A 26,967-nucleotide genomic window follows, 5' to 3' on the forward strand; every position below is an offset into this window, starting at 1 on the left:
ACATGGACAAACTCAAGCAAATCGAGGCCTTCGTGGCCGTGGTGGAGAAGGGCAGCCTGGCGCGCGCGGCGCTGGTACAGAACATCACGCCGGTGATGCTGGGGCGGCGTATCGATGCGCTGGAAAAGCGTCTGGGTGTGAAGCTGATGCACCGTACGACGCGCCATCTGACGCTGACGGAGCAGGGCAATGTATATCTGGAAGACTGCCGCAAGCTGTTGTCGGATATGGACATCGCCGAGCGCAATATTTCGGAAGGGCGCCATAAGGCTACGGGCCATTTGATCGTGTCGGCGCCGGCGTCATTCGGCCGCCAGCACGTGGCGCCCCATGCGCCGGCCTTCCTCGCGGCGAATCCCGATGTGCAGATTTCCTTCAACCTGACGGACCAGGTGATCGACCTGGTGCGGGAGGGTTATGACCTGGGCATTCGCATCGGCGGCGTGATCGATCCGAGTTTCGTGGCGGTGCGGCTGGCGAAGAACCGGCGCGTGGTGTGCGGCACGCCTGATTACTTCGACCGCCACGGCATTCCGCGCACGCTGGACGATCTGGCGAACCACAACTGCCTGGCCTTCAATCTGCAGGGCGGGCAGCAGCGTGGCTGGTACTTCCAGCAGGGCGGCAAGCCGGTGACGGTGAAAGTGGAGGGCAACCTCGATTGCAACGATGGCGAACTGCTGCATCGCTGGGCGTGCGAGGGGCTAGGGCTGGCGTGGCGCTCGACCTGGGAAATCCAGGCGCAGTTGGCGGAGGGCAGCCTGATTACGGTGCTGGATGACTTCGCGCTACCGGATTACGACATCATGGCGGTCTATCTGCAGCAAAGGCATTTGCCGGCCAAGATCCGCTTCTTTATCGATGAGCTGAAGGCAGTGTATGCGCAGCCGGGATACTGGACGCGGAACCGGAGCTAGCATCTTCGATCCGTGGCTGCGACAGCAGCACGGCCACCTCGGCCAGCGCTTTGAAGATGGATTGCGTCAGCATGGCGATCTGCAATCGGGTCGGGTTGTTGTCCGCCGCGCTGACGGGCGACAGCTCGCGCATCAGGCGTGCGCGCACGATCTGCAGGCCGCAGCGGCCGACCACGTTGGCGATCTGCGGCAGCATATCGCGCATGAACTGCATGGCGCTATTCTGCATGGCGCCGATTTCCAGCACCACACCACCCTCGGCCGGCTCCAGCTGCACGCAGACTTTGCCGATGTCCGGCACGTGCATTTCCAGCCGCACCGCGATGCGGGGACGGCGGCGGCGCTGGTCGGGGCCAGGCTGGCCGGGGTCGCGCGCAACGACGCGCAGGGTCAGTTTCTCGGCGCCCCAGGCGTAGACGGCAAAGCGCCAGGCATCCAGCTCGGACACCAGGTTCGGATTGGGGCGGCCGGCGTAGAGCCGTCCTTCGCCGGGCGAGGAGTCAGCCATGAATAGGGAGGCCGGCAAATGTTTGCCTTCGGCCTGGTCCTGCAAGGCGCGGCGCTGTTCGCTGTAGGTGCGCACCATGATCTGCCAGGAAGAGGCCATGGTGGAAGTATCGGGGGTATGCCACACCAGCTGGCGCGACATGAAAATCTGGTTGGGCTGCATGGCGCCGGCCAGCTCGGCATCGGCCAGAGCGCGGGCGCCAGCGCCGATGAGGGCGGCGGCCTGGGTATTGGCGGCGTTTTGCGTCAGGCCTTCGGCGGCATCGAGCAGGGCGCCGACGGAAGCCGGCAAGCCAGGTTGCAGGGCGAAGTCGGGCACATCGCCTGGTGGCTGGGCCACCGGCGGGATCGGCTGTGCTTGCGCCTGGCCGGGGGCCTCGCGCACTAGCCGGTCGTGGATGCTTAGCGCCGGATTGGACGGCGTGACTCGATCTATCGCCATGAAAGCCAATGGTAATACGGCGGTAATAAAAAAGCCAACCGTGTGTGCGGTTGGCTCTTAGCCTGCCCGGCCGCTTACGGGCCAGGCAGTGTCTGCGGCGATTACTGCAGCAGGGACAGAACCAGGGAAGACTGGCTGTTGGTCTGCTTCAGCATTGCGGTACCAGCTTGCAGCAGCATCTGGTTCGAGGTCATGGTTGCGGATTCAGCGGCGAAGTCCACGTCCATGATACGGCCGGTTGCGTTCTTGGTGTTGGTCGAGATGTTGGACAAGTTGTTGTAGACGTGGTCCAGACGGTTCGAGATAGCACCCAGCTTGGAACGCAGTGCGCCGACGTCGTCGATCGCGGTTGCCAGTTGGTTGATGGTGGCGTTAGCCGCGCCGGTCAGCTGGGCGCCAGCTGCACCGCCGGTACCGGTCTGGTTTGCGCCGGTAGCGGTGGAGATCGAGCCGAAAGCGGTGCTCAGTTCGGTGGAGAAGTCAGCTGCCAGGGTTTCGGTCGAGTCAGCACCGATCTGGAAGGTGATTGCGGAGGTCAGCTTACCGCCGCCGGAGTTGAACAGTGCGGTGCCGCCGAACTTGGTGTTGCCGAAGATGTTCGACAGTTCGTCGGTCAGGGAGTCGAATTCCTTCTGCATTGCAGTCTGGTCGTTCGAGGTCGAGGAACCGTCAGCGGCCTGGGTTGCCAGGTCTTTCATGCGGTTCAGGATGTTGGTGGTCTCGTCCAGGGCGCCTTCAGCGGTTTGCATCAGGGAGATGGAGTTCTGGGTGTTACGCATTGCAACGCCCATGCCCGAGGTTTGGGTCTTCAGGCGGGTTGCGATCTGCAGGCCAGCAGCATCATCCATCGCGGAATTGATGCGGAAGCCGGTGCTCAGACGGGTCATGGAGGTCGACAGCTGATTCTGCGTGCGGCTGATCGAGTTTTGAGCGGACAGCGCCGCGGCGTTGGTGTGAAGGCTCAGCATTTTAAAACTCCTGTTGGTAGGTTCAAATCGAGCAGCGGTACAGTTCTGCGCTCTCAAGAGTACAAGACGACCGTTTACCTGAGGGCATTAAATGCCACACAGAAATTTTTTTGTTTTTTTTGTTTTTTCGATTGTGCAATGCGGAAAACCCGAGGCGTAACCCTGGTGGCAGCCACATCGTGGCTGCCACCTGCCTTTTGCCGTGGATGTAAAAAAGGGCGCCGCAGCGCCCCTGTTATGACATTTACATGTTCGGATAGTTCGGCCCGCCGCCACCTTCCGGCGTAACCCAGACGATATTCTGGGTCGGGTCCTTGATATCGCAAGTCTTGCAATGGACGCAATTCTGGGCGTTGATCTGCAGGCGGTCCTGGCCCTCGTCGGTCTTGACGAATTCATACACGCCCGCCGGGCAGTAGCGCGATTCCGGTCCGGCGTACTTGGACAGGTTGATCTGCACCGGCACCGAATTGTCCTTCAGGGTCAGGTGGATCGGCTGGTCTTCCGCATGGTTGGTATTCGAGATGAACACCGAGGACAGGCGGTCGAACGTCAGCTTGCCATCCGGTTTCGGATAAGTAATAGGCGTGAAATCGGAGGCCGGGCGCAGGCAGGCGTGATCCGGGGTGGAGTGGCGCAGGGTCCATGGCGCTTTGCCGCGGAACACGATCTGGTCGATGCCCGTCATCAGGGAGCCCAGGTACAGGCCTTTCTTAAGCCATGGCTTCACATTACGCGCCACGTGCAGCTCTTCCTTCAGCCAGGACTGCTCGAAAGCGGCCGGGTAGGCGGCCAGTTCGTCGCCGGTGCGGCCCGCGCCCAGCGCTTCCGCCACGGCGTCGGCGGCCATCATGCCGGACTTGATCGCCGCATGGGAACCCTTGATGCGGCTCATATTCAGGAAGCCGGCGTCGCAGCCGATCAGCGCGCCGCCCGGGAAGACCAGCTTCGGCAGGGACTGCAGGCCGCCGGCGGTAATCGCGCGGGCACCGTAGGAAATGCGCTTGCCGCCTTCGAAGAAGGTGCGGATGGCCGGGTGCGTCTTGTAGCGCTGGAATTCCTCGTAGGGCGACAGGTAAGGATTCTCATAGTCGAGACCCACCACGTAGCCGACCATGACCTGGTTGTTTTCCAGGTGGTAGAGGAAAGAACCGCCATAGGTTTTGGTGTCCAGCGGCCAGCCCGTGGTGTGGATGACCAGACCGGGCTTGTGCTTGGCAGGATCGATTTCCCACAGTTCCTTGATGCCGATGCCGTAGGACTGGGGATCTTTGCCCTTGTTCAGGTCGAACTTGGCCATCAGCTGCTTGCCGAGGTGGCCGCGCGCGCCTTCGGCGAACAGGGTGTATTTGCCGTGCAGCTCCATGCCCAGCTGGAATTCTGGGCCGGGTTCGCCATCGCGCTTGACGCCCATATTGCCGGTGGCCACGCCTTTGACGGAACCGTCGTCGTTGTACAGCACTTCCGCCGCCGCGAAGCCGGGGAAGATTTCCACGCCCAGCGCCTCGGCCTGCTGGCCCAGCCAGCGGGTCACGTTACCCAGCGAGATCACGTAGTTGCCGTGGTTCTGGAAGCAGGCCGGCAGCATGAAGTTCGGGGTCTTGTAAGCCTTGGACTCGGTCAGGAACAGCATGCGGTCTTCGGTGACCTCGGTGTTCAGCGGGGCGCCTTTTTCCTTCCAGTCGGGGATCAGCTCGCTGATCGCGCGCGGGTCCATCACGGCGCCGGACAGGATATGGGCGCCCAGTTCGCCGCCTTTTTCGAGGACGACAACGGAAATCTCCGGGTTGACCTGCTTCAGGCGGATGGCTGCCGACAGGCCGGCTGGGCCGCCGCCTACGATAACAACGTCGTACTCCATCGCCTCGCGTGGGCCGTACTGTTCAACAAGGTTGGTCATGATTTGTTATAAGAATTGAATAAGCGAAAAAATTAGTACGAGTGTGCTCTTTTTTGTATGGTAATGCAAGGTGGCAGCATTGTGAGGTCAATTATTAGTGCTGGCAATCTAATGCGTGGTTTTTTGTGTAATCATTATGCTTCAGCATGTGAAGGAGCAGTTCTGTGGGCATCGAAGTCAATTTTGAGGGCAAGATCGCCCTGATCACCGGCGCATCCAGCGGTTTGGGCGCGCGGTTCGCCAAGGTGCTGGCGCGTGCCGGCTGCCAGGTGGTGCTGGCCTCGCGCCGCATCGAGCGCCTGAAAGAGCTGCGCGCGGAAATCGAGGCCGACGGCGGCGCGGCCCATGTGGTGGCGCTGGACGTCACCGACTACGCCAGCATCAAATCCGCCATCGCCCACGCCGAAACGGAAGCGGGGCCGATCGATATCCTGGTGAACAACTCCGGCGTGTCGACCACGCAGCGGCTGGTCGATGTGTCGCCCGAGGATTACAACTTCGTGATGGACACCAATCTGCGCGGCGCCTTCTTCGTGGCGCAGGAAACGGCCAAGCGCATGATCGCGCGCACCAAGGGCGATCCGCGCAAGCAGCATCGCATCATCAATATCGCCTCGGTGGCGGGCTTGCGCGTGCTGCCGCAGATCGGCGTCTACTGCATGAGCAAGGCGGGCGTGGTGCACATGACCAAGGCCATGGCGGTGGAGTGGGGCAAATACAATATCAACACCAATGCCATCTGCCCCGGCTATATCGAAACCGAGATCAATGAAGACTACTTCGCCAGCGAGCAGGGCAAGCGCCTGATCGACCTCTTGCCGCGCAAGCGTCCCGGCAAGCCGGAAGACCTGGATGGCCTGCTGCTCCTGCTGGCGGGCGAGGAATCGCATTTCATCAACGGCGCCATCATCTCCGCCGACGACGGCATGCTCGCTCAGTAACGGCGGATCGATGATCCGCCCTACGTTGCATGGCGCGCGAAAATGGGGACGTAACACATGTCCGCGCGCGAAATGTGCTGCGTCCCTACTTTATGTTCCCATTTTATGCACGCCCATCAGCTTGTGCACCAGTTCCGAGGATGTCGATGCGCTGAATTTGCGCATCAGTTTGGCGCGGTGCATTTCCACCGTGCGCGGCGACAGGTCCGTTTCGCGCGCGATCGCCTTGCTGGTCTTGCCCTCGACCAGGAAGGCGGCAATCTCGCGTTCGCGCGGCGTCAGCTCGGCTGACACCGGCCGCTTTTCCGATACGTCTTCAAAGGTCCACACGCCCGCGCCTAGCGGCTCCTGCGGATTCAGCGCGCGGCCCGACACGTGGCACCAGAACAGCTCGCCGTTCGCGCGGCGCATGATGCGCTCGTCCGAGTAGCGCCCCTTGGTGTTCATGATGGGGATGATGCGGTCGCCCGTGCGCAGGAATTCATCCTGCGTCGGGTAGAGGATCTGGAAGGACTGGCCATCGAGCGCGCCGTGCTCGTAGCCGAACATCGAGCTCAGGGCGTCGTTGCAGGACTGGATCACGCGGTTCACCGAAATGCACATGCCGACGGGGGCGAACTTGAAGATTGTCTCGTAATTAATGGCGTATGATGCGTTCATCTTCAATGTTGGCGGTATTTCTACGGTATTGTACTTTGACAGACCGTATTTTATGCTCGGAACACTCACCAATAGAGGAGCACCATGAATAAAATTTACCCAGATGCCAAGGCCGCTCTGGCCGGCATCGTAGCCGACGGCCAGACCATTGCCGTCGGCGGCTTCGGCCTGTGCGGTATTCCGGAAGCGTTGATTGCGGCGCTGCGCGATTCGGGCGTCAAGGGCCTGACCGCGATTTCCAATAATGCCGGCGTGGACGGCTTCGGCCTCGGCCAGCTGCTGGAGACGCGCCAGATCAGGAAGATGATTTCGTCCTATGTGGGCGAGAACAAGGAATTCGCGCGCCAGTACCTGGCCGGCGAACTGGAACTGGAATTCACGCCGCAAGGCACGCTGGCCGAGAAGCTGCGCGCTGGCGGTGCAGGCATTCCGGCCTTCTTCACTAAGACCGGCGTGGGCACCATCGTCGCCGAAGGTAAGGAAATCCGCGAGTTCGATGGCGAAAAATATGTAATGGAGCGCTCGCTGGTGGCGGACGTATCCCTGGTCAAAGCCTGGAAGGGCGACAAGTCGGGCAACCTGGTGTTCCGCAAGACTGCCCGCAACTTCAACCCGAACGTGGCGACCGCCGGCAAGATCTGCGTGGTGGAAGTGGAAGAGATCGTGGAACTGGGCGAGATCGATCCGGATGCCGTGCATCTGCCGGGCATCTTCGTGCACCGCCTGGTGCTGAACGCGACCCCGGAAAAACGCATCGAACAGCGCACCGTGCGTGCCGGCTAAGGAGACAGAACATGGCTTGGACTCGTGATGAAATGGCCGCGCGCGCGGCAAAAGAGCTGCAAGACGGCTTCTATGTGAACCTGGGCATCGGCCTGCCGACCCTGGTGGCGAACTATGTGCCGGACCATATCGAAGTGTTCCTGCAATCCGAAAACGGCTTGCTGGGCATCGGCCCATTCCCGACCGACGATGAAGTGGACGCTGACCTGATCAACGCCGGCAAGCAGACCGTGACGGCGCTGCCGGGTTCCGCTTACTTCGCATCGGCCGATTCCTTCGGCATGATCCGCGGCGGCAAAATCAACCTGGCGATCCTGGGCGCGATGCAGGTGTCCGAAAAGGGCGACCTGGCGAACTGGATGATCCCCGGGAAAATGGTGAAGGGCATGGGCGGCGCCATGGATCTGGTGGCCGGCGTGAAGAAGGTCGTGGTGCTGATGGAGCACGTGGCCACCGCCAAGGATGGCTCGACTTCGCACAAGCTGCTGAAGAACTGCGACCTGCCGCTGACCGGCGTGGGCGTGGTCGATATGGTGATCACCGACCTCGGCGTGATGGAGATTGGCGACAAGGGCATCAAGGTAATCGAACTGGCGCCGGGCGTATCGCGCGAACAGATCGCCGCCGCATCGGGCGTTGAACTGGACTTCTCCGCGCTGTAATCTGCGCTCGCGTATAAAACCCACGGCGTAACCCTAGTGGCAGGCACGATGTGCCTGCCACTTGCTTTTCTGCGGGTGTAAAAAAAGCCCCGGGCATTGCTGCGCGGGGCTTGAGGGGCTACGTGTGATTACTTGGCGACGGCGACCGGTGCGTCGATTGGAGCGTCCAGATCGGCCAGCGGGGTCGGGTTGGCCAGTTCTTTGCGCAGGGTGTCGTGATCCAGCTCATGCTCCCAGTTGGAGACCACGATTGCGGCCACGCCGTTGCCGACGAAGTTGGTCAGGGCGCGGCATTCGGACATGAAGCGGTCGATACCCAGGATCAGCGCCATGCCGGCTACCGGGATCGTCGGCACCACGGCCAGGGTCGCCGCCAGGGTGATGAAGCCAGCGCCGGTGATACCGGATGCGCCCTTGGACGTCAGCATTGCCACGCCGAGGATGGTCAGCTGCTGGGTCAGCGTCAGGTCAGTGTTGGTGGCCTGAGCAACGAACAGGGCCGCCATGGTCATGTAGATATTGGTGCCGTCCAGATTGAAGGAGTAGCCGGTAGGGACCACCAGACCGACCACGGACTTGGAAGCACCCAGCTTTTCCAGCTTGCGCATCAGCGAAGGCAGGGCGGATTCGGACGACGAGGTGCCCAGCACGATCAGAAGTTCTTCCTTGATGTACAGGATGAAGCGGCCAATCGAGAAACCGGTGAACTTGGCGATCGAGCCCAGCACGATGAACACGAACAGGAAGCAGGTCAGGTAGAAGGAACCCATCAGCTTGGCCAGCGGCAGCAAGGAATCGATGCCGTATTTGCCGATGGTGAAGGCCATGGCGCCGAAGGCACCGATTGGCGCGACCTTCATGATGATGTTGACCATGCCGAAGAAGGCGTGCGACACCTCATCCACCAGCTTGGTCACCGGACGGCCACGCTCGCCCAGCAGGGACAGCGAGAAGCCGAACAGGATCGACACCAGCAGCACTTGTAGGATATCGCCCTTGGTGAAGGCGTCCGCCACGGTGTTCGGGATCACGTTCATCAGGAAGTCCACGGTGGACTGGTGCTTGGCCTGTTCCGTGTACTTGGCGATGGATTTCACGTCCAGGGTAGCCGGATCGGCGTTGAAACCGTGGCCAGGCTGCAGGGTGTTGGCCACGAACAGGCCAATAATCAAGGCGAAAGTCGACACGACCTCGAAGTAGAGCAGGGCTTTGCCGCCAACGCGGCCGATCTTCTTCACATCGTGCATATTGCCGATGCCGGATACCACGGTACAAAAGATCACCGGCGCGATGATCATCTTGATCAGTTTAATGAAGCCCTCACCCAGCGGCTTCATGGCCACTGCGTCGTCAGGCAGATAGATGCCGAGCAGGACGCCCATCGCAATCGCGAAGAGCACCTGCACGTACAGGATTTTGTAAAACGGCTTTTTCATGATGGACCTCTTTTCGTCTCCGATAGTCTCATCATCGCAAACGATCTGGGTTATAACCATTGTGATTATCCGCATTGTGGAAAACCACAATATAATTTAACTATGCCAATACAAGCCTATCTCGATACCACCCCCGAACTTGCCGACGGCGTGTTCGCCCACGACTCTGCTCAAATTATCGGCGACGTAAAGGTTGGCCGCAATTCCTCCATTTGGTGTAATACCGTGCTGCGCGGCGACGTGAACTCAATCACGGTCGGCGAGTGCTCCAACGTGCAGGACTTCGCCATGTGCCATGTGTCGCACAAGACGCCGGCCAAGCCGGAGGGCTCGCCTTTAAGGATTGGGAATTACGTGACCATCGGCCATTCGGTGCTGCTGCATGGCTGCACCATCGGCGACGAGTGCCTGATCGGCATGGGTTCCATCATCATGGACGATGTGGTGATCGAAAAGCACGTGATGGTCGGCGCCGGCAGCCTGGTGTCGCCGGGCAAGGTGCTGAAAAGCGGTGGCCTCTACGTCGGCCGCCCGGCCATGCGCATCCGCGAACTCACGCCGGAGGAGATTGCCTATCTCAAGTATTCTGCGGAACACTACGTTCGCGTGAAGAATAATTATCAGAAGTAATTCGCCGTCTTAAAACTGCAATTCAGCGCCCGAAGTCCGCCGTTCATCGCAGAGCGTTGGACGGCGGCGGCATCCCCGCTTTATCGTTTGGCCGAATCTTTACTTTCGGAGGGAATGTGAAAAAACTGTCGTCGGTCATTTTGGCTGCCTTGCTTTTGACTAGCTCTGCGGCATTCGCTCAGGATGCCAAAGAGGTGTCTGACGCCCGCGTGGCTGCTGAACGCTGGCTGAAGCTGATGGATTCGGAGGAGTATTCGGCAGCGTATAACAGCAGCTCGTCCGGGGTGAAGGATATGTCGAAGATGGCATGGACGATGCTCGCCACGGCCACCCATGCGCCGCTGGGCGAATTCAAATCGCGCAAGCTGAAGTCGTCCGCCGTGAAAAAGACCAAGGCGGATACTGAAGCGATTTCCTTTGAATATGAGTCCCGATACGAGAAAAGCCCTCAGGTAAAGGAAGTCGTGACTTCCACCCACGAGAAGGATGGCGTTTGGCGCGTATCGGGTTACTCGGTCAGCAATGCGGAGAAGTAGGCCTTATTCGTCGGATAGCAGCGCGTTGTAAATCAGCGCGCCGATGACTGCACCGACAATGGGGGCGACCCAGAACAGCCACAGCTGGCTCAGCGCGTCTGTCTGCGCAAACAGGGCAGGGCCGGTGCTGCGGGCCGGATTCACCGAGGTGTTCGAGACGGGGATCGAGACCAGGTGAATCAGCGTCAGGCACAGGCCGATGGCCAGCCCACCGAACCCGCCTGCTGCGCGCTTGGCTGTCGCGCCGAGAATGACGATCAGGAAGATGGCCGTCATCACCACTTCGCACACCAGTACCGACATCATGCTGAAGCCGCCGGGCGAGCTGGTGCCGTAGCCGTTCGAGGCAAATCCCGCCGTGCCGGCAAAGTCCGCTTTGCCGGAGACGATCAGATACAGAATCGCCGCGGCCGCAATTGCGCCCAGCACTTGCGAAATAATATAGCCGGGCAGCTCGGCGGCCGAGAAGCGCTTGCCGACCACGAGGCCCACGGAAACGGCAGGGTTAAAGTGTCCGCCTGAAATGGGGCCCAGCGCGTAGGCGCCCGTCACGACCGTCAATCCGAACGCCAGTGAGACACCCAGCAGGCCAATGCCCACTTGCGGAAACGCCGCCGCCAGCACAGCGCTGCCACAGCCGCCCAGCGTCAGCCAAAAAGTACCGAGAAACTCCGCCGACCATTTCTTCACGTTATTCATTTTGGACTCTTTCGCAATTATTTTATTCACCCATATGCAGGCTCGCGCCCGCTGAGCGGAGCATACCATGTTGCCAAATTAGAAAATACCTGCATTTACAAATTCGGGGTGACGACCCTCGCCGCAAGTCTCTCGCCCGTTTTGTCTCTTTTGGGGTGTGCGTTCTGTCTCTTCTTGTCTCTTTCTGTCTCTTTTTTCGGCGCCCTAAAAAGAGACAGAAAGAGACAAGAAGAGACACAATAAAACGGGTGAAAGAGACAAAACGGGCGAGAGACTTGGGAACCAATCGCTCACCTGGTGCTCTAATGGTCGAGGAGGGCATGATCATGGATAAGCCGAATCGGGATCTGGTGCCGTACGCAACGTATTCGCGGCTGTTGAAATTCTTGCACGCGTCCGACAGCCCGCTGTGCGCTTCGGAAGCGGTCACGCGCGCAGTGCAACTTTGGATCAACTCGCGGCAGCGAGTGGTTGCGCCGGTCACTGGCTATCAGTGGAAGTGCCTGTTTCTGCCGAGCGGCACGCGATTGCGCGTGCACTGCATGGGGCAGGTGTCGTATGGCGAGGTGATTGGAGACGAGCTCGTTTTCCGTGGGCGAGCCGTCTCGCCGCGGCAAATGGTGACTGCGGCTGCTGGTGAGGCGCGCAATGCCTGGCGCGATTTGTGGGTTCGCCGCCCACAGGATTGCGACTGGACGCAGGCGGATAAGCTACGGCGCGCCTTGAGCGCGGATTCGAAGGCGGCTCAGCCGTCGCCAGCCGAAGCAATTCAACTCGCGGCGCGGAGCATGAGCGAAGCGCTGCAGACGGCGCTGCTGCTGGTCGATCAGAGCCGGCGGCAGGCTGAGCGGCAGGTCGAGCGCCGGGTGGCTAAGCACCGCAGGCGCGACGACCAGCTGGAGAGTGAATGGCTGGAAGACTAGAGCCGGCCGGCCAGCCACAGGGCTACATTGCGGACGTAGTGGTGAACGGAGTTCATTGCGCCGGGCGTAGTGGCGAGACTGCTACCGGGGGCTTCGCTGACGAAGTCGGGGCAGCCCATGGCGGGGTCCCAGTTATAGTCGGCAAAGTGGTGGAAGGTCGATTGCGCGATCACGGGACCGCGGCCTTCTGCGGGTTCGACGGCAACCGCGAGGTTGAAGCGATTGCCGGTGGCTTTGCTCACGCCAGTTGCGATCACGCGGGCCCGCGGATTGTCGGGTGGGGCGCCGACGGCACCTTCATGCGGGTGGGCAGGCAGGTAGTGGATCACGCCATCTGCCGAATCGGGATCGCGCAGCACCGGATGCGCCGGGCTGGCGACCGAGATTTGCTGAGCGTCGCCATTGGCGCCGGAATGGTAGTTGGGCCAGAGGATCTGCGGCGTGCCGCGATCGTCCGGCGCGCAACGCGGGTCCTCGGCCACGCCGTCGCGGGTGTGGAATTGGTGCAGGGCGCCGACGGTGGCGATTGAACAGATCGAACAGCCAAGGTCCATATGGTCGCGCGTGACCATCAGACCGCCGCCTTTACGGTGAAAGGCCGACAGGCCTGCGCAATCGTCGGCGTGCAAGCCATTGCCGACATCAACCGCAAACAGCCGGACTTCATCGAAGTCCGAAGAAGCCAGTGTTGACAGCACCGGGTCCGGCTCGCCAACCGGACCGCGATCGCGTGCCGTTATGGTGAACAGGGGAGCACCATCAGGGCCTTCAAGGCCGGCCAGATAAGTGCGCAGCATCGAGAACCGCCCGATATGCCAGTCGTTGGGCGCGGACTCAATGGTCGTTTGCAGCAGAACTTTGATTTGCTTGCTCATCGCATCTCGGTAAGTAGGTTGGCTTGCAGGCGCAAAGCAGTGCCGCGGTTACGCGCAATGAGCGCCCTTTGAAATTATTGAGCGACCCAGCCGCCGTCCATGTTCCATGCCACGCCGCGCACTTGCTTGGCGGCGTCGCTGCATAGGAAGACGGCAAGGGCGCCCAATTCTTCCGGTGTGACGAATTCACCGGAGGGCTGCTTGTCGGCCAGCAGGGCGCGTTTGGCTTCGTCGTTGCTCAAGCCATCTTTGGCGGCGCGGGCGTCGATCTGTTTCTGCACCAGCGGCGTCAGGACCCATCCAGGGCAGATGGCGTTGCAGGTGACGCCGGTCTGCGCCAGTTCCAGCGCGGTGGACTTGGTCAGACCGACCAGGCCGTGTTTGGCGGCGACGTAGGCCGACTTGCCGGCCGATGCCACCAGTCCATGCGTGGAAGCGAGGTTGATGATGCGGCCCCACTTCTGCTTCTTCATGTGATGAATGGCGTGGCGCGATGTGTGGAAGGCCGAGGTCAGATTGATGGCGATGATCGCATCCCATTTCTCAGGCGGGAAATCTTCGACGTTGGCCACGTGCTGGATGCCCGCGTTATTGACCAGCACATCGACGCCGCCAAAGCGCGCGGTGGCGTAAGCGAACATGTCTTCGATCTGTTCCGGCTTGCTCATGTCGGCGCCATGATAGGCGCATTGCACGTTGAATTCCTTGGCCACGTCGGCCTGCAGTTTCTCGATTTCGGCCGCGTCGCCGAAGCCGTTGAATACGATGTTGGCGCCTTCGGCCGCCAGCGAGCGGGCGATGCCCAGGCCGATGCCGGAGGTGGAGCCGGTTACCAGGGCGGTCTTGCCACTCAGGGTGGAACTAGTCATAGCGTGTCCTCTGCAATCAAAGTTGTCTGGTGGGTTACACTTCACAAGATTTTAAGCGTAAGCCAAGGTAGAATGTAGCCCAAAAAGTAACACCGTGCGAGGGATTGAAGAATGATTGAAGCAAAAATAAAGTCTGTTCAGTGTTTCTCCCTATCGGGCCTGCACCAGATGGCTTACAAGGAATGGGGCGAGGCGGATAATCCCAATGTGCTGGTGTGTGTGCATGGCGTAACGCGCGTGTCGGACGACTTCGATAACCTGGCGCGTGCCCTGTGCAAGGATTACCGCGTGATCTGCCCGGATGTGGTGGGCCGCGGCCGTTCCGGCAAGCTGCGCAACCCGCAGTTGTACCGCATTCCGCAATACGTGAGCGATATGGTGACCCTGCTGGCGCGCGTGCTGGCCAATGGCGAGCGCCAGACCGTCGACTGGTTCGGCACCTCGATGGGCGGCCTGATCGGCATGGGCCTGGCCTCATTGCCGGATAGCCCGGTCGCAAAGCTTGTGTTGAATGACATCGGCCCCACTTTGGACGCCGTGGCTGTGCAGCGCATCGGCGACTACATCGGCCAGGAAGTACGCTTCCCGACTTTCGAGATCGGCGCCAAGTTCGTGCGCGACGTCTCGACCACCTTCGGCGAACATACCGACGCCGAATGGCATAAACTGGCCGCCGACGTGCTACGCCAGGAAAAGGAAGGCTACTGGGTGCGCCACTACGATATGGGCCTGGCCCTGCCGTTCCAGTCGGTGACGCCGGAATCGGCCAAGTCCGACGAAGCCATGCTGTGGGCCGCCTACGATGCCATCAAGTGCCCGACACTGCTGGTGCGCGGCGCCAATTCCGACCTGCTGTCGCGCGAGACAGCACTGAGCATGACCCAGCGCGGCCCCAAGGCCAAGCTGATTGAAATTCCCGGTGTCGGCCACGCGCCGACGTTCCTGCATGACGACCAGATCGCCATCGCCAAGGATTTTTTGTTGAACCACTGAAGAGAACCATGGAAATCAAACGCTTTCACGTAGGTAAACGCCTGTCCGAAATCGCCGTCCACAACGGCACCGTGTATCTGGCTGGCCAGATCGCTGAAAAAACGGACGTCGGCATCAAGGAGCAAACGGCTGAAGTGCTGGCCCACATCGACCGTCTGCTGGAAGAAGCGGGCAGCGACAAGTCGCGCATCCTGTCGACCCAGATCTACATCACCGATATGGCCAACTTCCCCGGCATGAACGAAGTGTGGGAAGCCTGGGTGGTGCAGGGCGCCACGCCGCCGCGCGCGACCGTGGAAGCCAATCTGGCCAATCCGGCCTGCCTCGTTGAAATCGTCATCGTGGCAGCACAGAAGTAAGCAACTCCCCGTAACAAACAAGGTTTTATCATGGTTTCAATCGCGGCTCTCAATAGCGCAACGTCGGACCAGCTGGTGCAAGGCCTGTCCGCCGATGATGGAGCCCGCATGCTTGCCGCGCTGGATTACGCCAGCGAGGCCTATGCGGGCAGGAAGACAAGCTACGGACAAGATGCGTTCGAATTTTCCGTGGGCGTTGCCAGCACGCTGGCCTTCCTGCGCAGCGATGTCGAAACCCGTATTGCCGGCCTGGTGTTCGAGCTTACCCTGCTCGACGCCGATACCGCCCCTGGCATCGAGCCCCGCTTCGGCACTGAAGTCGGCGAGCTGGTGACAGGCGTGCGCCAACTGATCCGCCTGCGCGAACTTACCCAGACAGCGCCGGGCGGCTCCACCCGCAGCAAGAGCGCGGCCCAGCAGGCCGTGGCGCAGGTTGAATCCCTGCGCAAGATGCTGCTCGCGATGGCGACCGATATGCGCGTGGTGCTGGTGCGGCTGGCTTCCTGCTGCACCACCTTGCGCTACTTTGCCGATGCCAAACTGTTCAACGAGATGACGCGCGCCTATGGCCGCGAAACGCTGGACCTGTACGCGCCGCTGGCCAACCGCCTCGGCATCTGGCAGATCAAGTGGGAGTTGGAAGACCTGTCGTTCCGCTTCATCGAGCCGGAAACGTATAAACGTATCGCGAAGATGCTGGAAGAGAAGCGCATGGCGCGCGAGAGCTTCGTGTCTTCCTCGATCACGCGCCTGCAGTCCGAGCTGGACGCGGCAGGCATCAAGGCCGAAGTGTTCGGCCGCCCCAAGCACATCTACTCCATCTGGAGCAAGATGAAGGGCAAGGAGCTGGACTTCTCGGAACTGTACGATGTGCGCGCCTTCCGCGTGATCGTCGATGACGTGAAGACCTGCTACACGGTGCTCGGCGTGGTCCACAATATCTGGACGCCGATTCCGAAAGAATTCGACGATTACATTTCCCGTCCCAAGCCGAACGGCTACCAGTCGCTGCACACGGTGGTGACGGCGGACGATGGCCGTCCCCTCGAAGTGCAGATCCGCACCCAGGAGATGCACAGCTTCGCCGAATACGGCGTGGCGGCGCACTGGCGCTACAAGGAGGAGGGCGGCTCCAATTTCAAGGGCCAGCAGTACGACGAGAAGATCGCCTGGCTGCGCCAGCTGCTGGCGTGGAAGTCCGAAGTGGCGGACGCCATGGTGGGCGACGAAGAGCAGCAGCGCGAGTGGGTCGAGAAGCTGAAGGCCACCTCCCTGGACGACCGCATCTTCGTGCTGACGCCGCAGGCGCGTGTGATTGAGCTGCCGGTGGGCGCGACGCCGATCGACTTCGCTTACCATCTGCACAGCGACGTCGGCCACCGCTGCCGCGGCGCCAAGGTGGATGGCGTGATGGTGCCGCTGAATACGGCGCTCAAGAGCGGCCAGTCCTGCGAGATCATTACTGCCAAGGGCGCGCCCGGCACCGCGGGACCGTCGCGCGACTGGCTGAGCCCCGAATACACGGTCAGCAGCCGCACCCGCTCCAAGGTGCGCGCCTGGTTCCACGCCATCGACATCCAGGAAACGCTGGCGAGCGGCCGCTCGCTGGTGGAAAAATCGCTGCAGCGCGAGGGCAAGACCGCCGTCAACCTGGAAGCGCTGGCGCAGAAGCTGGGCTTCAACAAGGTGGACGATCTGTTCCTGTCGGTCGGCAAAGATGAATTCAGCCTGCGCCATGTGGAGCAGGCGCTGCACGAACCGGCCGAATCGGAAGAGCCGGCGGACCAGGTGGCCGTCAACAAGAGCCGCGCCTCCAGCGTGGAGCAGGGCGCCAAATCGGGCGTGCTGGTGGTTGGCACCGATGGCCTGATGACCATGCTGGCCAAATGCTGCAAGCCGGCGCCGCCTGATCCGATCGTGGGCTTTGTCACGCGCGGCAAGGGCGTGTCGATCCACCGCGCCTCGTGCAAGAACTTCGCCGAGATGCGTGCCAAGGCGCCTGAACGCGTGATCGTCACCGAATGGGGCAGCGCACGGTCCGATACCGTGTATCCGGTCGACCTGTTCGTGCTGGCCGGCGACCGCCAGGGCCTGCTGCGCGACATCTCGGAAATCTTTTCGCGCGAGAAGATCAATGTGATCGGCGTGAACACCCAGTCCGCCAAAGGCCAGGCGCGCATGACCTTCACCGCCGAAGTGGGCGCCACCGCCCAGCTGCAAAAGGCGCTGGCCGCGATCTGCGAAGTCACCGGGGTGATCGAAGCCCGCCGCGCCTGATGCATTGAGGCCGGCTGCGCCGGCTCGCATGTGACAATTGGAGATAATCCAACGTTGTCTTGCCGGTTATCCTGTAAGAATACTCTTACAAGGGAGGCGACAAATGGAGATCGCGAGCCTGGACCGACAGGGGTCGACTGAATTCAAAGGGGATCCGGCAGCCGAGCCGGTGGTGATCAACGAACGTGATTTCATCAAGGCTCGCCGCGACGCCGTGCGAGGACAGGATGATACGGGCCTGTCCGGCCTGGCATTTTCTGGCGGAGGCATCCGTAGCGCGACCTTCGGCTTGGGTGTGCTGGAAAGCCTCAAGGAACTGGGCCTGCTTGAAAAATTCGACTATCTGTCGTCAGTCTCCGGCGGCGGCTATATCTCCAGCTGGCTGAGCGCCAACTGCCTGCGCAAGCCGAACTGGCTCGCGAAAGGTGCGGACTGGCGCGAGTCCATCGCCCACCTGCGCAAATATTCAAACTATCTGTCGCCGCAACTTGGTTTCTTCAGTGCGGACACCTGGTCCATGCTGACGATCTGGATCCGCAATACGATCCTGGTGCAGTTGACCGTGGTGTTGAGCCTGGTACTGGTGATGCTGCTGGCGCGCAGCCTGGATGTGCCGTTCCAGCAATGGCCACCTCAGCAAGGCGCGCGCTGGCTGACGGTTGCGTTATTCCTGCTGGCAGTGACGGGGATTGGCGCCAATCTGATGCAGCTGCAGCGGCCGGCCGCCAGCCACGAGCACAAAGGGCAATTCAGCTACGATGCCTGCGGCTGGCGTGCCTGGGGCGCTGTGGCGTTGGGCGCCTTGGCTGGCGCGGTTACGATCAAGGTAGTCACGGGATTTAATCCCTTCATAGACGGCCCGGCCAATGAATATGCGTTGCCGATGGCCTTGTGCTTGTCGCTGTGCGCGATAGCCCTGGTGCCGCCCGTGCTGAAGTTACGCTGTCTCCTGCCTAAAGCAAAGCCTGGTTGCGATGAGGTGATCTATGACCAGAGCCAGGTGCAGACCATGGTCGTGCTGCCGATGATCTTCACGGCATTCCTGCTGGCCGCGGTGATGTGGGGGCTGGTGCGCGGCACGGTACCCGGCAATGAGATCACTGGCATGAAGCATTATGGAGAGCTGGTCCTGAAGGCGTGGCGGCACTGGCCTTTCCCGATCGCGATCTCGTTTGCTTCGATGCTGATCCTGTCTTGCTGCTCGCTACGAAGGGATGTGTTGCGGGATGCAGGTTGGCGTCCCTTTGCCTATGCCGGCCTGGCGATTGGTGTTTCTGCACTGAGCGCCGCCGCCCTGCATGCCATGTTTTGCGGCATTTTGGTGTTGATGCAGCTGTTCTACGAAAAGGGCGAATCAGGCGTCTGGCACGCCCTGGTATGGGGACCGCCCTTGCTGCTGATTGCGTTTTCGCTGGCGGTGACGTTGCAAATTGGCCTGCTTGGCCGCTCGTCGCTCGAGGGCATGCGTGAATGGTGGAGCCGCCTTGCCGCCTGGGTGTGCATCTACGCGTTCGGTGTCTGGCTGGCGATGGTGTCGGCGCTTTATGGCCCGCTGTTGACTGCGTGGCTGGTCGATGGCGAACATTGGCCGGGCATTTCTGCTGTTGTCGCCTGGATTGCTTCGACGGCGGGCGGCTTGTTGGCGGGGAATTCGAACAAGGCTGCCGGCGATGACAAGATTCGTAGCGAGCCCGCTTCTAGTGGCAGTAAGGTAATCAACGCCATTGCGCTGGTCGCTCCGTACGTCTTCATTGCCGGCCTGCTGCTCGTGGTGTCGAGTGCCATTCATGTCGTGTTATGGAATAGCGAGCGGGCGGATGGCACCTGGGTGCAGCTCAATCTGTTCTACGCGAATCATTGGCCGTACCTGAAGACCGGCAACGAGCACTTGAGCTGGATCATTCTCGGCTGCGCGATCGCTTTGGGCATTTTTATGTGGCGGGTGGATATCAATGAGTTCAGTCTGAACGCTTTCTATCGCAATCGCCTGGTGCGCTGCTATTTGGGCGCCACCCGCGTGCAGGCGCGCAAGCCCCAGCACTTCACAGGCTTTGACGATGCGGACGACCTCCCCATGAGTGAACTGCAAGGCGGCACCGCGGCAAATCCGGTCGCGGCAGGTCCGCTGCATATTGTCAATTGCGCGTTGAATCTGGGAGGATCGAGCGATCTGTCGCTGCACACACGGCATAGTGCAAATTTCGCGATCACGCCGTATGTGATGGGCAGCAGCTACTTGAAGGCATTGGACGGCAAACCTGGCTACCAGCCGCACAGTGATTTCCGGCGGCCTGTAACGTTAGGGCAGGCCGTGGCAGTTTCGGGCGCCGCGGCCAGTCCCAACCAGGGCTACCATACTTCGCCGGCGGTGGCGATCCTGCTGACGATGTTCAATGTGCGCCTGGGCTGGTGGTTTGCCAATCCGGCGCGTAAGCCAAAGCATGCGTCGCCGCTGCTCAGCATGCGCTATTTGCTGCTTGAACTGTTCGGTCTTGCCGATGCCGGTGCGAAGTATGTGATGGTGTCGGATGGCGGCCATTTTGAAAACCTGGCGATGTACGAACTGGTGCGCCGCCGCTGCAAGCTGATTGTTGCCAGCGATGCGGAGTGCGATCCCGAAATGAACTTTGAAGGACTGGGCACGCTGATCCGCATGTGCAAGGTCGACTTTGACACGGAAATCGTGATCAATGTGCGCGACATTCGCCTGCACAACGGATATAGCCGTTCGCGTTTCGCAGTTGGCGCCATTTTGTATCCCGACGGGACAACCGGTCTGCTGATCTACCTGAAGGCGTCCATGAACGGCAAGACCGAGGATTCTTCTGTGCAGCAGTACCACGCCACGCATCCGACCTTCCCGCATGAATCGACCGGCGACCAGTTCTACGCGGAAGACCAGTTCGAAAGCTATCGCCGGCTGGGCAAGGAATTGACAGACGCGGTATTCAAATCCAGTCTGTCGCAGATGGACTGGGTGGAGTTGAGCAAAGTGTGGCCCGAAGTGCCGGTGCCTCCCTCAAAAATCACGGTCCTTCCGCGGCGGCGTACTGGTGATGGACGACGCGCCTAATAGATCCGCCAGCAAGTCTGCCACTTTGCGCACGCGGGCGGATTTGCGCACGTCATCGTGAATCACCATCCATAGCTGGCGCTGGATCGGGCAGTCGATGCCGGGCAGCGCCGGCGGTCCATCCAGGTAGTCGGGCAGCACGGCCACGCCGGCGCCGGTGAGCGCTGCGGTGTGGATTGTGGCGAGGTCGTTGGAGCGGAAAGTGAAGCGGCGGCCGTTGGCGAATTCTTCCAGCCATTGCTGCTGCGGGGCTTCGGACAGGCTGTCGTCGTAGCCGATGAATTCCCAATCTTCCGCTGCGTGGTCCGCCACGTAGGCGGCCGTCGCGCACACGCGGTACTGCACTTGCGCGACCGCGCGCACGGCCATGTCCGGCGCGGCTGGGCGCTGGTAGCGCAGGGCGATGTCGGCATCGCGGCGCGACAGGTCGGCATGGCCCGCTTCGGCCGCCAATTCGATATCAATTGCATCCAGATGCGGACGCAGTGCGGCCAAACGCGGTGCGATCCAGTGCGCGGCAATGGCCGGTGGCGCTGAAATGCGCACGGTGCCCTGGGCGCTCGACGCCCCGGCCGCCTGGCGCAGCAGACCAAGCACGTCGTCGCCGATGCGGCGCGCTTGCGGCAGCAGAGATTGTCCGGCCTCGGTCAGCGACCAGCCGCGTGCGAAGCGGTCGAACAGGCGCAGGCCGAGTACCTGCTCCAGCGCCTCGATGCGCCGTGCGACGGTGGTGTGCTCGACGCCCAGCGCGCGTGCGGCGCCGGACAGCGAGCCGGCCTCGATCACGGCGAGGAAATAGCGCAGGTCATTCCAGTCGGGATTATCCATAGGTGCAATTATGCACGGGGAAGGCGAAGTTTTTGCCATTTCGCGGCGCGCGCCATGCATTTATCGTTGGCGCCACGTTCAACGAATGGAGTTCCGCAATGAAGACACTGATATTGGTACTACTCAGCCTGGCCGGGGTGGCGCAGGCCGCCGACCTGTCCGGCAATTGGGAGATGATTGGCGCTTACCGCGAGCACCGCGACGGTACGCGCAGCGACGATTACGGCAGCAAGCCGCGCGGCACGCTGACCATGTCGAAGGATGGCAGTTACGCGCTGCAGATCTATCACGCGGAGCGTCCGCCGTTCGAGGGTGACTACCGCAATGGACCGGCGCCTGAGTACAAGCGCCTGGTGCTCACCATGAGTACGCATTACGGCCAGTACAGCGTTGACGCGGACACCATGACGTTCAGGATCACTGCCGCGTCGAATCCGCAACTGGATGGCGCCGTGCAGAAGCGGCCCTACAAGCTGACGGGCGATGTGCTGGAATGGCGCGTGCCGCCGCGGCCGGATGGCGACGTACCGATCTCCGTCTGGCGCCGCGTCGCGCAGCGATAGTGCCAGTGAATTTTGCTTAGTGTTCGGGCTCGGCCTGCAGCGTGATGTGGTCGATGCCGTGGCGCGACAGCAGCATGGCCTTCACATCGCGCAGCACGCGCGGCCATTCCTGCAGGTCGCTGATTTCGAGGTGGCCGATGAGGGCCGGGTGGCCGGGCGACATGTCCCACACGTGCAGGTCGTGCACGGACACGACGCCGTCGATGGCTGCCAGGTCGGCGCCGATTTGCAGATAGTTCGCGCCTTCCGGCACGCCTTCCATCAGATGGTGGTAGGACTCGCGCAGGATCGTCACGGTGGATTTCAGGATCAGCAGCGAGACGAGCACGGACAGCAGCGGGTCGATCTGCATCCAGCCCGTCCACAGGATGACGGCGCCGGCGATCAGCGCAGCCACGGAGCCAAGCAGGTCGCCCATCACGTGCACCAGCGCGGCGCGGGTGTTCATGCTGCCCTGGTCGCGCGACAGCGTCCACGCCACCAGCACATTAATCGCCAGGCCCAGCGCGGCGACGATCAGCACGGTGCCGCCCTGCACCGGCGCGGGATCGGAGAAGCGGTGAATCGCCTCCACGAAAATCCAGCCCACGACCGCCAGCATGGCGAGGCCGTTGACGAAAGCAGCCAGCGCTTCTGCGCGGCCATAGCCAAAAGAATAGCGTGCCGATGGCGGACGTTTGGCGATCAGTTGCGCCAGCAGGGCCAGGCCGAGCGAGGCCGCATCAGTCACCATATGGCCCGCATCCGAAATCAGCGCGAGCGAATTGGACATGAAGCCAGCCACCACTTCCACCACCGCAAAGCTCAGCGTCAATGCAAGCGCGAAGGCCAGCGCTGTCTGGCTGCGCTGTTCGGCAAAGTGGGCATGTTTGGCATCGCCGTCGAGGTGGGCGTGCAAATGGGCGGAGGAGGAGGGAATCTTGGTTTGCATAGGCCTTGGAATATAGCATAGGCGACATAGCAATGTTTTCTTGGGAAAATACTTGTCATCCCGGAAGCGCATCTCTATAATGCTGGTCTCCGGGCGGTTAGTTCAGCTGGTTAGAATACCTGGTCGACATCCAGGGGGTCGCAGATTCGAATTCTGCACCGCCCACCAGAACACTGTAGTAAGATTGCAAAAGACAACGGGCGGTTAGTTCAGCTGGTTAGAATACTTGGTCGACATCCAAGGGGTCGCAGATTCGAATTCTGCACCGCCCACCAGACACTTTGTAAGAGCGAGAAAGGCACACCGGTTATGACACCGCGAACTACCATGACAGTTGGTGAGTGACGCTAGTCGATCGGCTTTCTTTTGCTTGTTCAATTGAAGAAAAACGCGGCTAGCCCGCGTTTTTTTTCGTCCGTATTTTCCCTATATCCTTTGTAGTTCCTTCTTCTGGAGATCATGATGGTTTCAGTCCGACTGCCCGACGGCTCCATCCGTCAATTCGAAGCGCCCGTCACCGTCGCACAAGTGGCGTCCAACATCAGCACCAGCCTGGGTAAAGCCGCGCTGGCCGGCAAGGTCGATGGCAAGGTTGTCGATACTTCCTTCCTGATCGACAAAGACTCCGACGTCGCCATCGTGACCGACCGCGATCCGGAAGGCCTGGATGTCATTCGCCACTCCACCGCGCACTTGCTGGCCTACGCCGTCAAGGAACTGTTCCCTGATGCGCAAGTGACCATCGGCCCGGTGATCGACAACGGCTTCTACTACGACTTCAGCTACAAGCGTCCATTCACGCCGGAAGACCTGGTGGCGATCGAGAAGAAGATGGCCGAACTGGCGAAGAAGGACGAGCAGGTGACCCGCAAGGTACTGCCGCGCGACGAAGCCGTGGCTTACTTCAAGTCCATCAATGAACACTACAAGGCCGAAATCATCGCCTCGATTCCGGCCAATGAAGACGTGTCCCTGTACAGCGAAGGCGCGTTCACCGACCTGTGCCGCGGCCCGCACGTGCCGTCCACCGGCAAGCTGAAAGTGTTCAAGCTGATGAAGCTGGCCGGCGCTTACTGGCGCGGCGACAGCAAGAACGAAATGCTGCAGCGTGTGTATGGCACCGCCTGGGCCAAGAAGGAAGACCAGGAGCAGTACCTGCACATGCTGGAAGAAGCCGAGAAGCGCGATCACCGCAAGCTGGGCAAACAGCTGGACCTGTTCCACTTCCAGGACGAAGCGCCTGGCCTGATCTTCTGGCATCCGAAAGGCTGGACCATCTGGCAGCAGGTGGAGCAGTACATGCGCCGCAAGTACCAGGAAAACGGCTACGACGAAGTGAAGGCGCCGCAGATCCTGGACCGCACCCTGTGGGAAAAGACCGGCCACTGGGAGAACTATCGCGAAAACATGTTCACCACCGAGTCCGAGAACCGTTCCTACGCGCTGAAGCCGATGAACTGCCCGGGCCACGTGCAGATCTATAACTCCGGCCTGCATTCCTATCGCGACCTGCCGCTGCGCTACGGCGAGTTCGGCCAGTGCCACCGCAACGAATCCTCGGGCGCGCTGCACGGCGTGATGCGCGTGCGCGGCTTTACCCAGGACGACGGCCACATCTTCTGTACCGAAGAGCAGATCGAATCCGAAGTGACGGCCTTCCACTCGCAGGCGATGGAAGTCTATAAAGATTTCAAGTTCGACAGCATCGACGTGAAGCTGGCGCTGCGTCCGGACAGCCGTATCGGTTCAGACGAAGTATGGGATGAAGCCGAAGAAGCGCTGCGTTCCGCGCTGCGCGCTTGCGGCGTGACCTGGACTGAGCTGCCGGGCGAGGGTGCTTTCTACGGTCCGAAGATCGAGTACCACCTGAAGGATTCGCTGGGCCGTCCGTGGCAGGTTGGCACCATGCAGGTGGACTTCTCCATGCCGGGCCGTCTGGGCGCGGAATATGTCGATGTTGACAACACCCGCAAGACCCCGGTCATGCTGCACCGTGCGATTGTTGGTTCCCTGGAGCGCTTCATTGGCATCCTGATCGAGAACCATGCCGGCGCGATGCCGATGTGGCTTGCGCCTGTGCAAGTATCGATTCTCAACATCAGCGACGCGCAGGCGGAATACTGCAAAGACCTTGCTGCCAAGCTGAAAAAGCTGGGATTCCGCGTGGAGGCTGATTTGCGCAACGAGAAGATCACGTATAAAATACGCGAACATTCCGTCCAAAAACTGCCGTACATTCTGGTTGTCGGCGATAAAGAGCGGGATGCCAACACCGTGGCCGTGCGTGCCCGGGGCAATGTCGATCTGGGCGTCATGTCCATCGATGCCCTGGTGGAGCGACTCCAGCAAGACGTCGCTACCAAAGCCTGATGCGGGACTTCTCCGCAACCGGCCAGCAAACAAACATTAAAGGAAACTGCAATAGCTACTGACAAGTCACATCGCATCAATGGCGAGATCACCCATCCCGAAATGCGTCTGTCGGGCGTGGACAATGAACCGCTGGGCATCGTAAGCCTGGCCGAAGCTTTCCGTCTCGCGGAAGAGGCGAACGTCGACCTGGTGGAAATCGCGCCGAATGCGACTCCACCGGTTTGCCGCCTCATGGACTACGGCAAGTTCAAGTATTCGGAACAGAAGAAGGCGCACGAAGCCAAGTTGAAGCAGAAGGTAATCTCCGTGAAGGAAGTCAAATTCCGTCCGGGTACCGATGATGGCGACTACAACATCAAGCTGCGCAATCTGATCAAGTTCCTGGAAGACGGTGATAAGACCAAGATCACTCTGCGCTTCCGCGGCCGTGAAATGGCCCACCAGGACATCGGCATGCGCATGCTCGAGCGTCTGAAAGCCGACCTGGAGCCGCATGGCCAGGTCGAGCAGTTCCCGAAAATGGAAGGCCGCCAGATGATCATGGTTCTGGCGCCGAAAAAGAAGAAGTAATTCTTCCTTTGCCATTCAAAAAAGGCCAGCCCAGTGCTGGCCTTTTTTATTTTTCAGGCACAGATCACCCGTAACGCGCCAGCTGGAGCGCAAAGCGGCGCAATGGTGCGGGGCCTTCCTGCTGGGCGCTTGCACACCAGGCCCTTAGTTCGGCGAGCAGGTGCTCGGCCGAGGCGCCGGAGGGGACCCAGAGATGATTGAGGCGAAGGCGCGCCTGATGCATGTGGCTTAGCGGCGCGCTATGCGCCAGCCATTGCGTCAAGCGATTCAATTCTTCTGCCGTCAGGCGCTGTGGATCGCGCCGCAGCAGGCGCACGATATTTCGCATCGCATCGCGCGGCAACTGTCGCAGCAAGGACGCGCGCTCCAGCCGGTAAAGTTCCATCATGCTGTGCGTAAGCTGCCGCACCAGCAGCGCGCGGTTGGCCAGCACTTGTTTCAAGGATTCCAGGGTGGGCGCCACCTGATTGGCCTGGGTGGTCAGCGGATTTCCCGCCTGCCGCACCCGGGCGAGGCGCAGCCATTGCAAGATGCGGATGTAGCCCCATCCAATATCGAACTCGAACCAGCGGACCGACAATTTAGCCGAAGTCGGGAAGGTGTGATGATTGTTGTGGAGTTCCTCGCCGCCGATCAGCAAGCCAAGCGGCAGGATATTGGTCGCAGCTTCCTTACAGTCGAAATTGCGGTAGCCGAAATAGTGGCCAAGGCCATTGATCACGCCCGCCGCCAGAAATGGTATCCACATCATCTGGACTGCCCACATGGTCACGCCAAGTACGCCAAACAGTGCGACATCGATGAGCAGCAGCAGGGCGGGGCCTTGCCAGACATAGCGGCTATACACACGGCGTTCTATCCAGTCGTTTGGTGTGCCAGCGCCATAGCGTTCAAGCAGGGCAGCCTGTCCGATCGCATCGCGATAAAGTTCGGCGCCGCGCCACAGCACAGTATGAATGCCAAGGACCTGTGGGCTGTGTGGATCGCGTCCGGTTTCACAGTGGGTGTGATGGCAGCGATGCACGGCGACCCACTCGCGCGTCACCATTCCCGTGGTGAGCCAAAGCCAGAAGCGAAAGAAATGGGCAGGCAGGGGATGCAGGCGCAGCGCGCCGTGGGTTTGGCAACGGTGCAGATAGACCGTGACGGCGACGATGGTGATATGCGTTGCCGCAAGGGTAAGCAGCGCGATTTGCCACCAGCTTACGGCCAGCATGCCGTGTTGTAGCCACTCAAGCAGTGTCATTGCGGC

Annotated in this window: 25 protein-coding genes and 2 tRNA genes; 16 read left to right on the plus strand and 11 right to left on the minus strand. The window is 60.8% G+C overall.

What is annotated here, in order from left to right; translation table 11 throughout:
* Positions 1 to 2: 2 nt before the first annotated feature.
* Positions 3 to 917 (plus strand): LysR substrate-binding domain-containing protein, encoded by a 915-nt coding sequence (locus AB4Z19_RS03935; RefSeq protein ID WP_442034338.1) that lies wholly within the window; start codon positions 3 to 5, stop codon positions 915 to 917.
* On the opposite strand, the gene AB4Z19_RS03940 is transcribed toward AB4Z19_RS03935, so the two are convergent.
* From AB4Z19_RS03940 to AB4Z19_RS03950, 3 genes are all read right to left on the minus strand, one after another.
* Entirely contained in the window at positions 856 to 1,866 is a 1,011-nt protein-coding gene (locus AB4Z19_RS03940) for a hypothetical protein (RefSeq protein WP_442034340.1), read from the minus strand. The two genes, AB4Z19_RS03935 and AB4Z19_RS03940, sit on opposite strands and share 62 nt — an antisense overlap.
* Before the next feature lie 101 nt (positions 1,867 to 1,967).
* The gene (locus tag AB4Z19_RS03945; RefSeq protein ID WP_442030117.1) at positions 1,968 to 2,834 is read right to left on the minus strand and encodes a flagellin N-terminal helical domain-containing protein; all 867 of its coding nucleotides are present in this window, start codon (positions 2,832 to 2,834) and stop codon (positions 1,968 to 1,970) included.
* A gap of 244 nt (positions 2,835 to 3,078) precedes the next feature.
* Complete coding sequence (locus tag AB4Z19_RS03950) at positions 3,079 to 4,695, minus strand: electron transfer flavoprotein-ubiquinone oxidoreductase (protein WP_442029721.1); 1,617 nt, start codon at positions 4,693 to 4,695, stop codon at positions 3,079 to 3,081.
* A gap of 203 nt (positions 4,696 to 4,898) precedes the next feature.
* Between AB4Z19_RS03950 and AB4Z19_RS03955 the strand changes: the two genes are divergently transcribed.
* On the plus strand, positions 4,899 to 5,675 hold the full coding sequence (locus tag AB4Z19_RS03955; protein WP_442034342.1) for an SDR family oxidoreductase: 777 nt from the start codon (positions 4,899 to 4,901) through the stop codon (positions 5,673 to 5,675).
* 90 nt (positions 5,676 to 5,765) lie between these two features.
* On the opposite strand, the gene AB4Z19_RS03960 is transcribed toward AB4Z19_RS03955, so the two are convergent.
* On the minus strand, positions 5,766 to 6,335 hold the full coding sequence (locus AB4Z19_RS03960) for a LuxR C-terminal-related transcriptional regulator (RefSeq protein WP_442029190.1): 570 nt from the start codon (positions 6,333 to 6,335) through the stop codon (positions 5,766 to 5,768).
* A gap of 84 nt (positions 6,336 to 6,419) precedes the next feature.
* Between AB4Z19_RS03960 and AB4Z19_RS03965 the strand changes: the two genes are divergently transcribed.
* Positions 6,420 to 7,118 carry a CoA transferase subunit A gene (locus AB4Z19_RS03965; RefSeq protein WP_442029189.1) on the plus strand — a complete coding sequence of 233 codons (699 nt, stop codon included), beginning with the start codon at positions 6,420 to 6,422 and terminating at the stop codon, positions 7,116 to 7,118.
* A gap of 11 nt (positions 7,119 to 7,129) precedes the next feature.
* Positions 7,130 to 7,780 carry a 3-oxoacid CoA-transferase subunit B gene (locus tag AB4Z19_RS03970; protein ID WP_442029188.1) on the plus strand — a complete coding sequence of 217 codons (651 nt, stop codon included), beginning with the start codon at positions 7,130 to 7,132 and terminating at the stop codon, positions 7,778 to 7,780.
* Between the two features lie 128 nt (positions 7,781 to 7,908).
* On the opposite strand, the gene AB4Z19_RS03975 is transcribed toward AB4Z19_RS03970, so the two are convergent.
* Positions 7,909 to 9,216: a dicarboxylate/amino acid:cation symporter gene (locus AB4Z19_RS03975; protein ID WP_442034343.1), complete on the minus strand. Its 1,308-nt coding sequence runs from the start codon at positions 9,214 to 9,216 to the stop codon at positions 7,909 to 7,911.
* Positions 9,217 to 9,318: 102 nt separating this feature from the next.
* On the opposite strand from AB4Z19_RS03975, the gene AB4Z19_RS03980 reads away from it, so the two are divergent.
* Together AB4Z19_RS03980 and AB4Z19_RS03985 are read left to right on the plus strand one after the other, a co-directional pair.
* Positions 9,319 to 9,846, plus strand: coding sequence for a gamma carbonic anhydrase family protein (locus AB4Z19_RS03980; RefSeq protein WP_442027158.1), 528 nt, complete (start codon positions 9,319 to 9,321; stop codon positions 9,844 to 9,846).
* Positions 9,847 to 9,962: 116 nt separating this feature from the next.
* Complete coding sequence (locus tag AB4Z19_RS03985) at positions 9,963 to 10,382, plus strand: DUF4019 domain-containing protein (protein WP_442027159.1); 420 nt, start codon at positions 9,963 to 9,965, stop codon at positions 10,380 to 10,382.
* A gap of 3 nt (positions 10,383 to 10,385) precedes the next feature.
* On the opposite strand, the gene aqpZ is transcribed toward AB4Z19_RS03985, so the two are convergent.
* Entirely contained in the window at positions 10,386 to 11,081 is a 696-nt protein-coding gene (gene aqpZ / locus AB4Z19_RS03990; RefSeq protein ID WP_442027160.1) for an aquaporin Z, read from the minus strand.
* Between the two features lie 326 nt (positions 11,082 to 11,407).
* On the opposite strand from aqpZ, the gene AB4Z19_RS03995 reads away from it, so the two are divergent.
* Entirely contained in the window at positions 11,408 to 12,004 is a 597-nt protein-coding gene (locus AB4Z19_RS03995) for a hypothetical protein (protein ID WP_442034345.1), read from the plus strand.
* On the opposite strand, the gene AB4Z19_RS04000 is transcribed toward AB4Z19_RS03995, so the two are convergent.
* Together AB4Z19_RS04000 and AB4Z19_RS04005 are read right to left on the minus strand one after the other, a co-directional pair.
* Positions 12,001 to 12,879: a hypothetical protein gene (locus AB4Z19_RS04000; protein ID WP_442027162.1), complete on the minus strand. Its 879-nt coding sequence runs from the start codon at positions 12,877 to 12,879 to the stop codon at positions 12,001 to 12,003. The two genes, AB4Z19_RS03995 and AB4Z19_RS04000, sit on opposite strands and share 4 nt — an antisense overlap.
* 74 nt (positions 12,880 to 12,953) lie before the next feature.
* Positions 12,954 to 13,748 (minus strand): 3-hydroxybutyrate dehydrogenase, encoded by a 795-nt coding sequence (locus AB4Z19_RS04005; RefSeq protein ID WP_442027163.1) that lies wholly within the window; start codon positions 13,746 to 13,748, stop codon positions 12,954 to 12,956.
* A 111-nt stretch (positions 13,749 to 13,859) separates the two neighbouring features.
* Between AB4Z19_RS04005 and AB4Z19_RS04010 the strand changes: the two genes are divergently transcribed.
* From AB4Z19_RS04010 to AB4Z19_RS04025, 4 genes are all read left to right on the plus strand, one after another.
* The gene (locus AB4Z19_RS04010) at positions 13,860 to 14,741 is read left to right on the plus strand and encodes an alpha/beta fold hydrolase (protein ID WP_442027164.1); all 882 of its coding nucleotides are present in this window, start codon (positions 13,860 to 13,862) and stop codon (positions 14,739 to 14,741) included.
* A gap of 8 nt (positions 14,742 to 14,749) precedes the next feature.
* Positions 14,750 to 15,100: a RidA family protein gene (locus AB4Z19_RS04015; protein ID WP_442034347.1), complete on the plus strand. Its 351-nt coding sequence runs from the start codon at positions 14,750 to 14,752 to the stop codon at positions 15,098 to 15,100.
* Positions 15,101 to 15,130: 30 nt separating this feature from the next.
* Positions 15,131 to 17,377, plus strand: a complete 2,247-nt coding sequence (locus AB4Z19_RS04020) for a RelA/SpoT family protein (protein WP_442034349.1) — start codon at positions 15,131 to 15,133, stop codon at positions 17,375 to 17,377.
* A gap of 103 nt (positions 17,378 to 17,480) precedes the next feature.
* Entirely contained in the window at positions 17,481 to 20,450 is a 2,970-nt protein-coding gene (locus tag AB4Z19_RS04025) for a patatin-like phospholipase family protein (RefSeq protein WP_442025940.1), read from the plus strand.
* Here AB4Z19_RS04025 and AB4Z19_RS04030 read toward each other — a convergent pair.
* The gene (locus AB4Z19_RS04030; protein WP_442025941.1) at positions 20,397 to 21,278 is read right to left on the minus strand and encodes a LysR family transcriptional regulator; all 882 of its coding nucleotides are present in this window, start codon (positions 21,276 to 21,278) and stop codon (positions 20,397 to 20,399) included. The two genes, AB4Z19_RS04025 and AB4Z19_RS04030, sit on opposite strands and share 54 nt — an antisense overlap.
* Before the next feature lie 98 nt (positions 21,279 to 21,376).
* Between AB4Z19_RS04030 and AB4Z19_RS04035 the strand changes: the two genes are divergently transcribed.
* Complete coding sequence (locus tag AB4Z19_RS04035; RefSeq protein WP_442025942.1) at positions 21,377 to 21,841, plus strand: lipocalin-like domain-containing protein; 465 nt, start codon at positions 21,377 to 21,379, stop codon at positions 21,839 to 21,841.
* Positions 21,842 to 21,857: 16 nt separating this feature from the next.
* Here AB4Z19_RS04035 and AB4Z19_RS04040 read toward each other — a convergent pair whose 3' ends face one another.
* Positions 21,858 to 22,772, minus strand: a complete 915-nt coding sequence (locus AB4Z19_RS04040) for a cation diffusion facilitator family transporter (protein ID WP_442025943.1) — start codon at positions 22,770 to 22,772, stop codon at positions 21,858 to 21,860.
* A gap of 91 nt (positions 22,773 to 22,863) precedes the next feature.
* Here AB4Z19_RS04040 and AB4Z19_RS04045 point away from each other — a divergent pair.
* From AB4Z19_RS04045 to infC, 4 genes are all read left to right on the plus strand, one after another.
* Positions 22,864 to 22,940 (plus strand) — tRNA-Val (locus AB4Z19_RS04045).
* Positions 22,941 to 22,970: 30 nt separating this feature from the next.
* Positions 22,971 to 23,047: transfer RNA gene (locus tag AB4Z19_RS04050), tRNA-Val, on the plus strand.
* Between the two features lie 187 nt (positions 23,048 to 23,234).
* Complete coding sequence (gene thrS / locus AB4Z19_RS04055) at positions 23,235 to 25,142, plus strand: threonine--tRNA ligase (protein ID WP_442034447.1); 1,908 nt, start codon at positions 23,235 to 23,237, stop codon at positions 25,140 to 25,142.
* A gap of 51 nt (positions 25,143 to 25,193) precedes the next feature.
* Positions 25,194 to 25,715 (plus strand): translation initiation factor IF-3, encoded by a 522-nt coding sequence (infC, locus tag AB4Z19_RS04060; RefSeq protein WP_442028771.1) that lies wholly within the window; start codon positions 25,194 to 25,196, stop codon positions 25,713 to 25,715.
* 64 nt (positions 25,716 to 25,779) lie between these two features.
* On the opposite strand, the gene AB4Z19_RS04065 is transcribed toward infC, so the two are convergent.
* Positions 25,780 to 26,961, minus strand: coding sequence for a DesA family fatty acid desaturase (locus AB4Z19_RS04065; protein WP_442028768.1), 1,182 nt, complete (start codon positions 26,959 to 26,961; stop codon positions 25,780 to 25,782).
* Between the last annotated feature and the right edge of the window lie 6 nt (positions 26,962 to 26,967).

Origin of the sequence: Pseudoduganella sp. RAF19 (genome assembly GCF_052114165.1) — a bacterium.
Classification (GTDB): Bacteria; Pseudomonadota; Gammaproteobacteria; order Burkholderiales; family Burkholderiaceae_D; genus Rugamonas.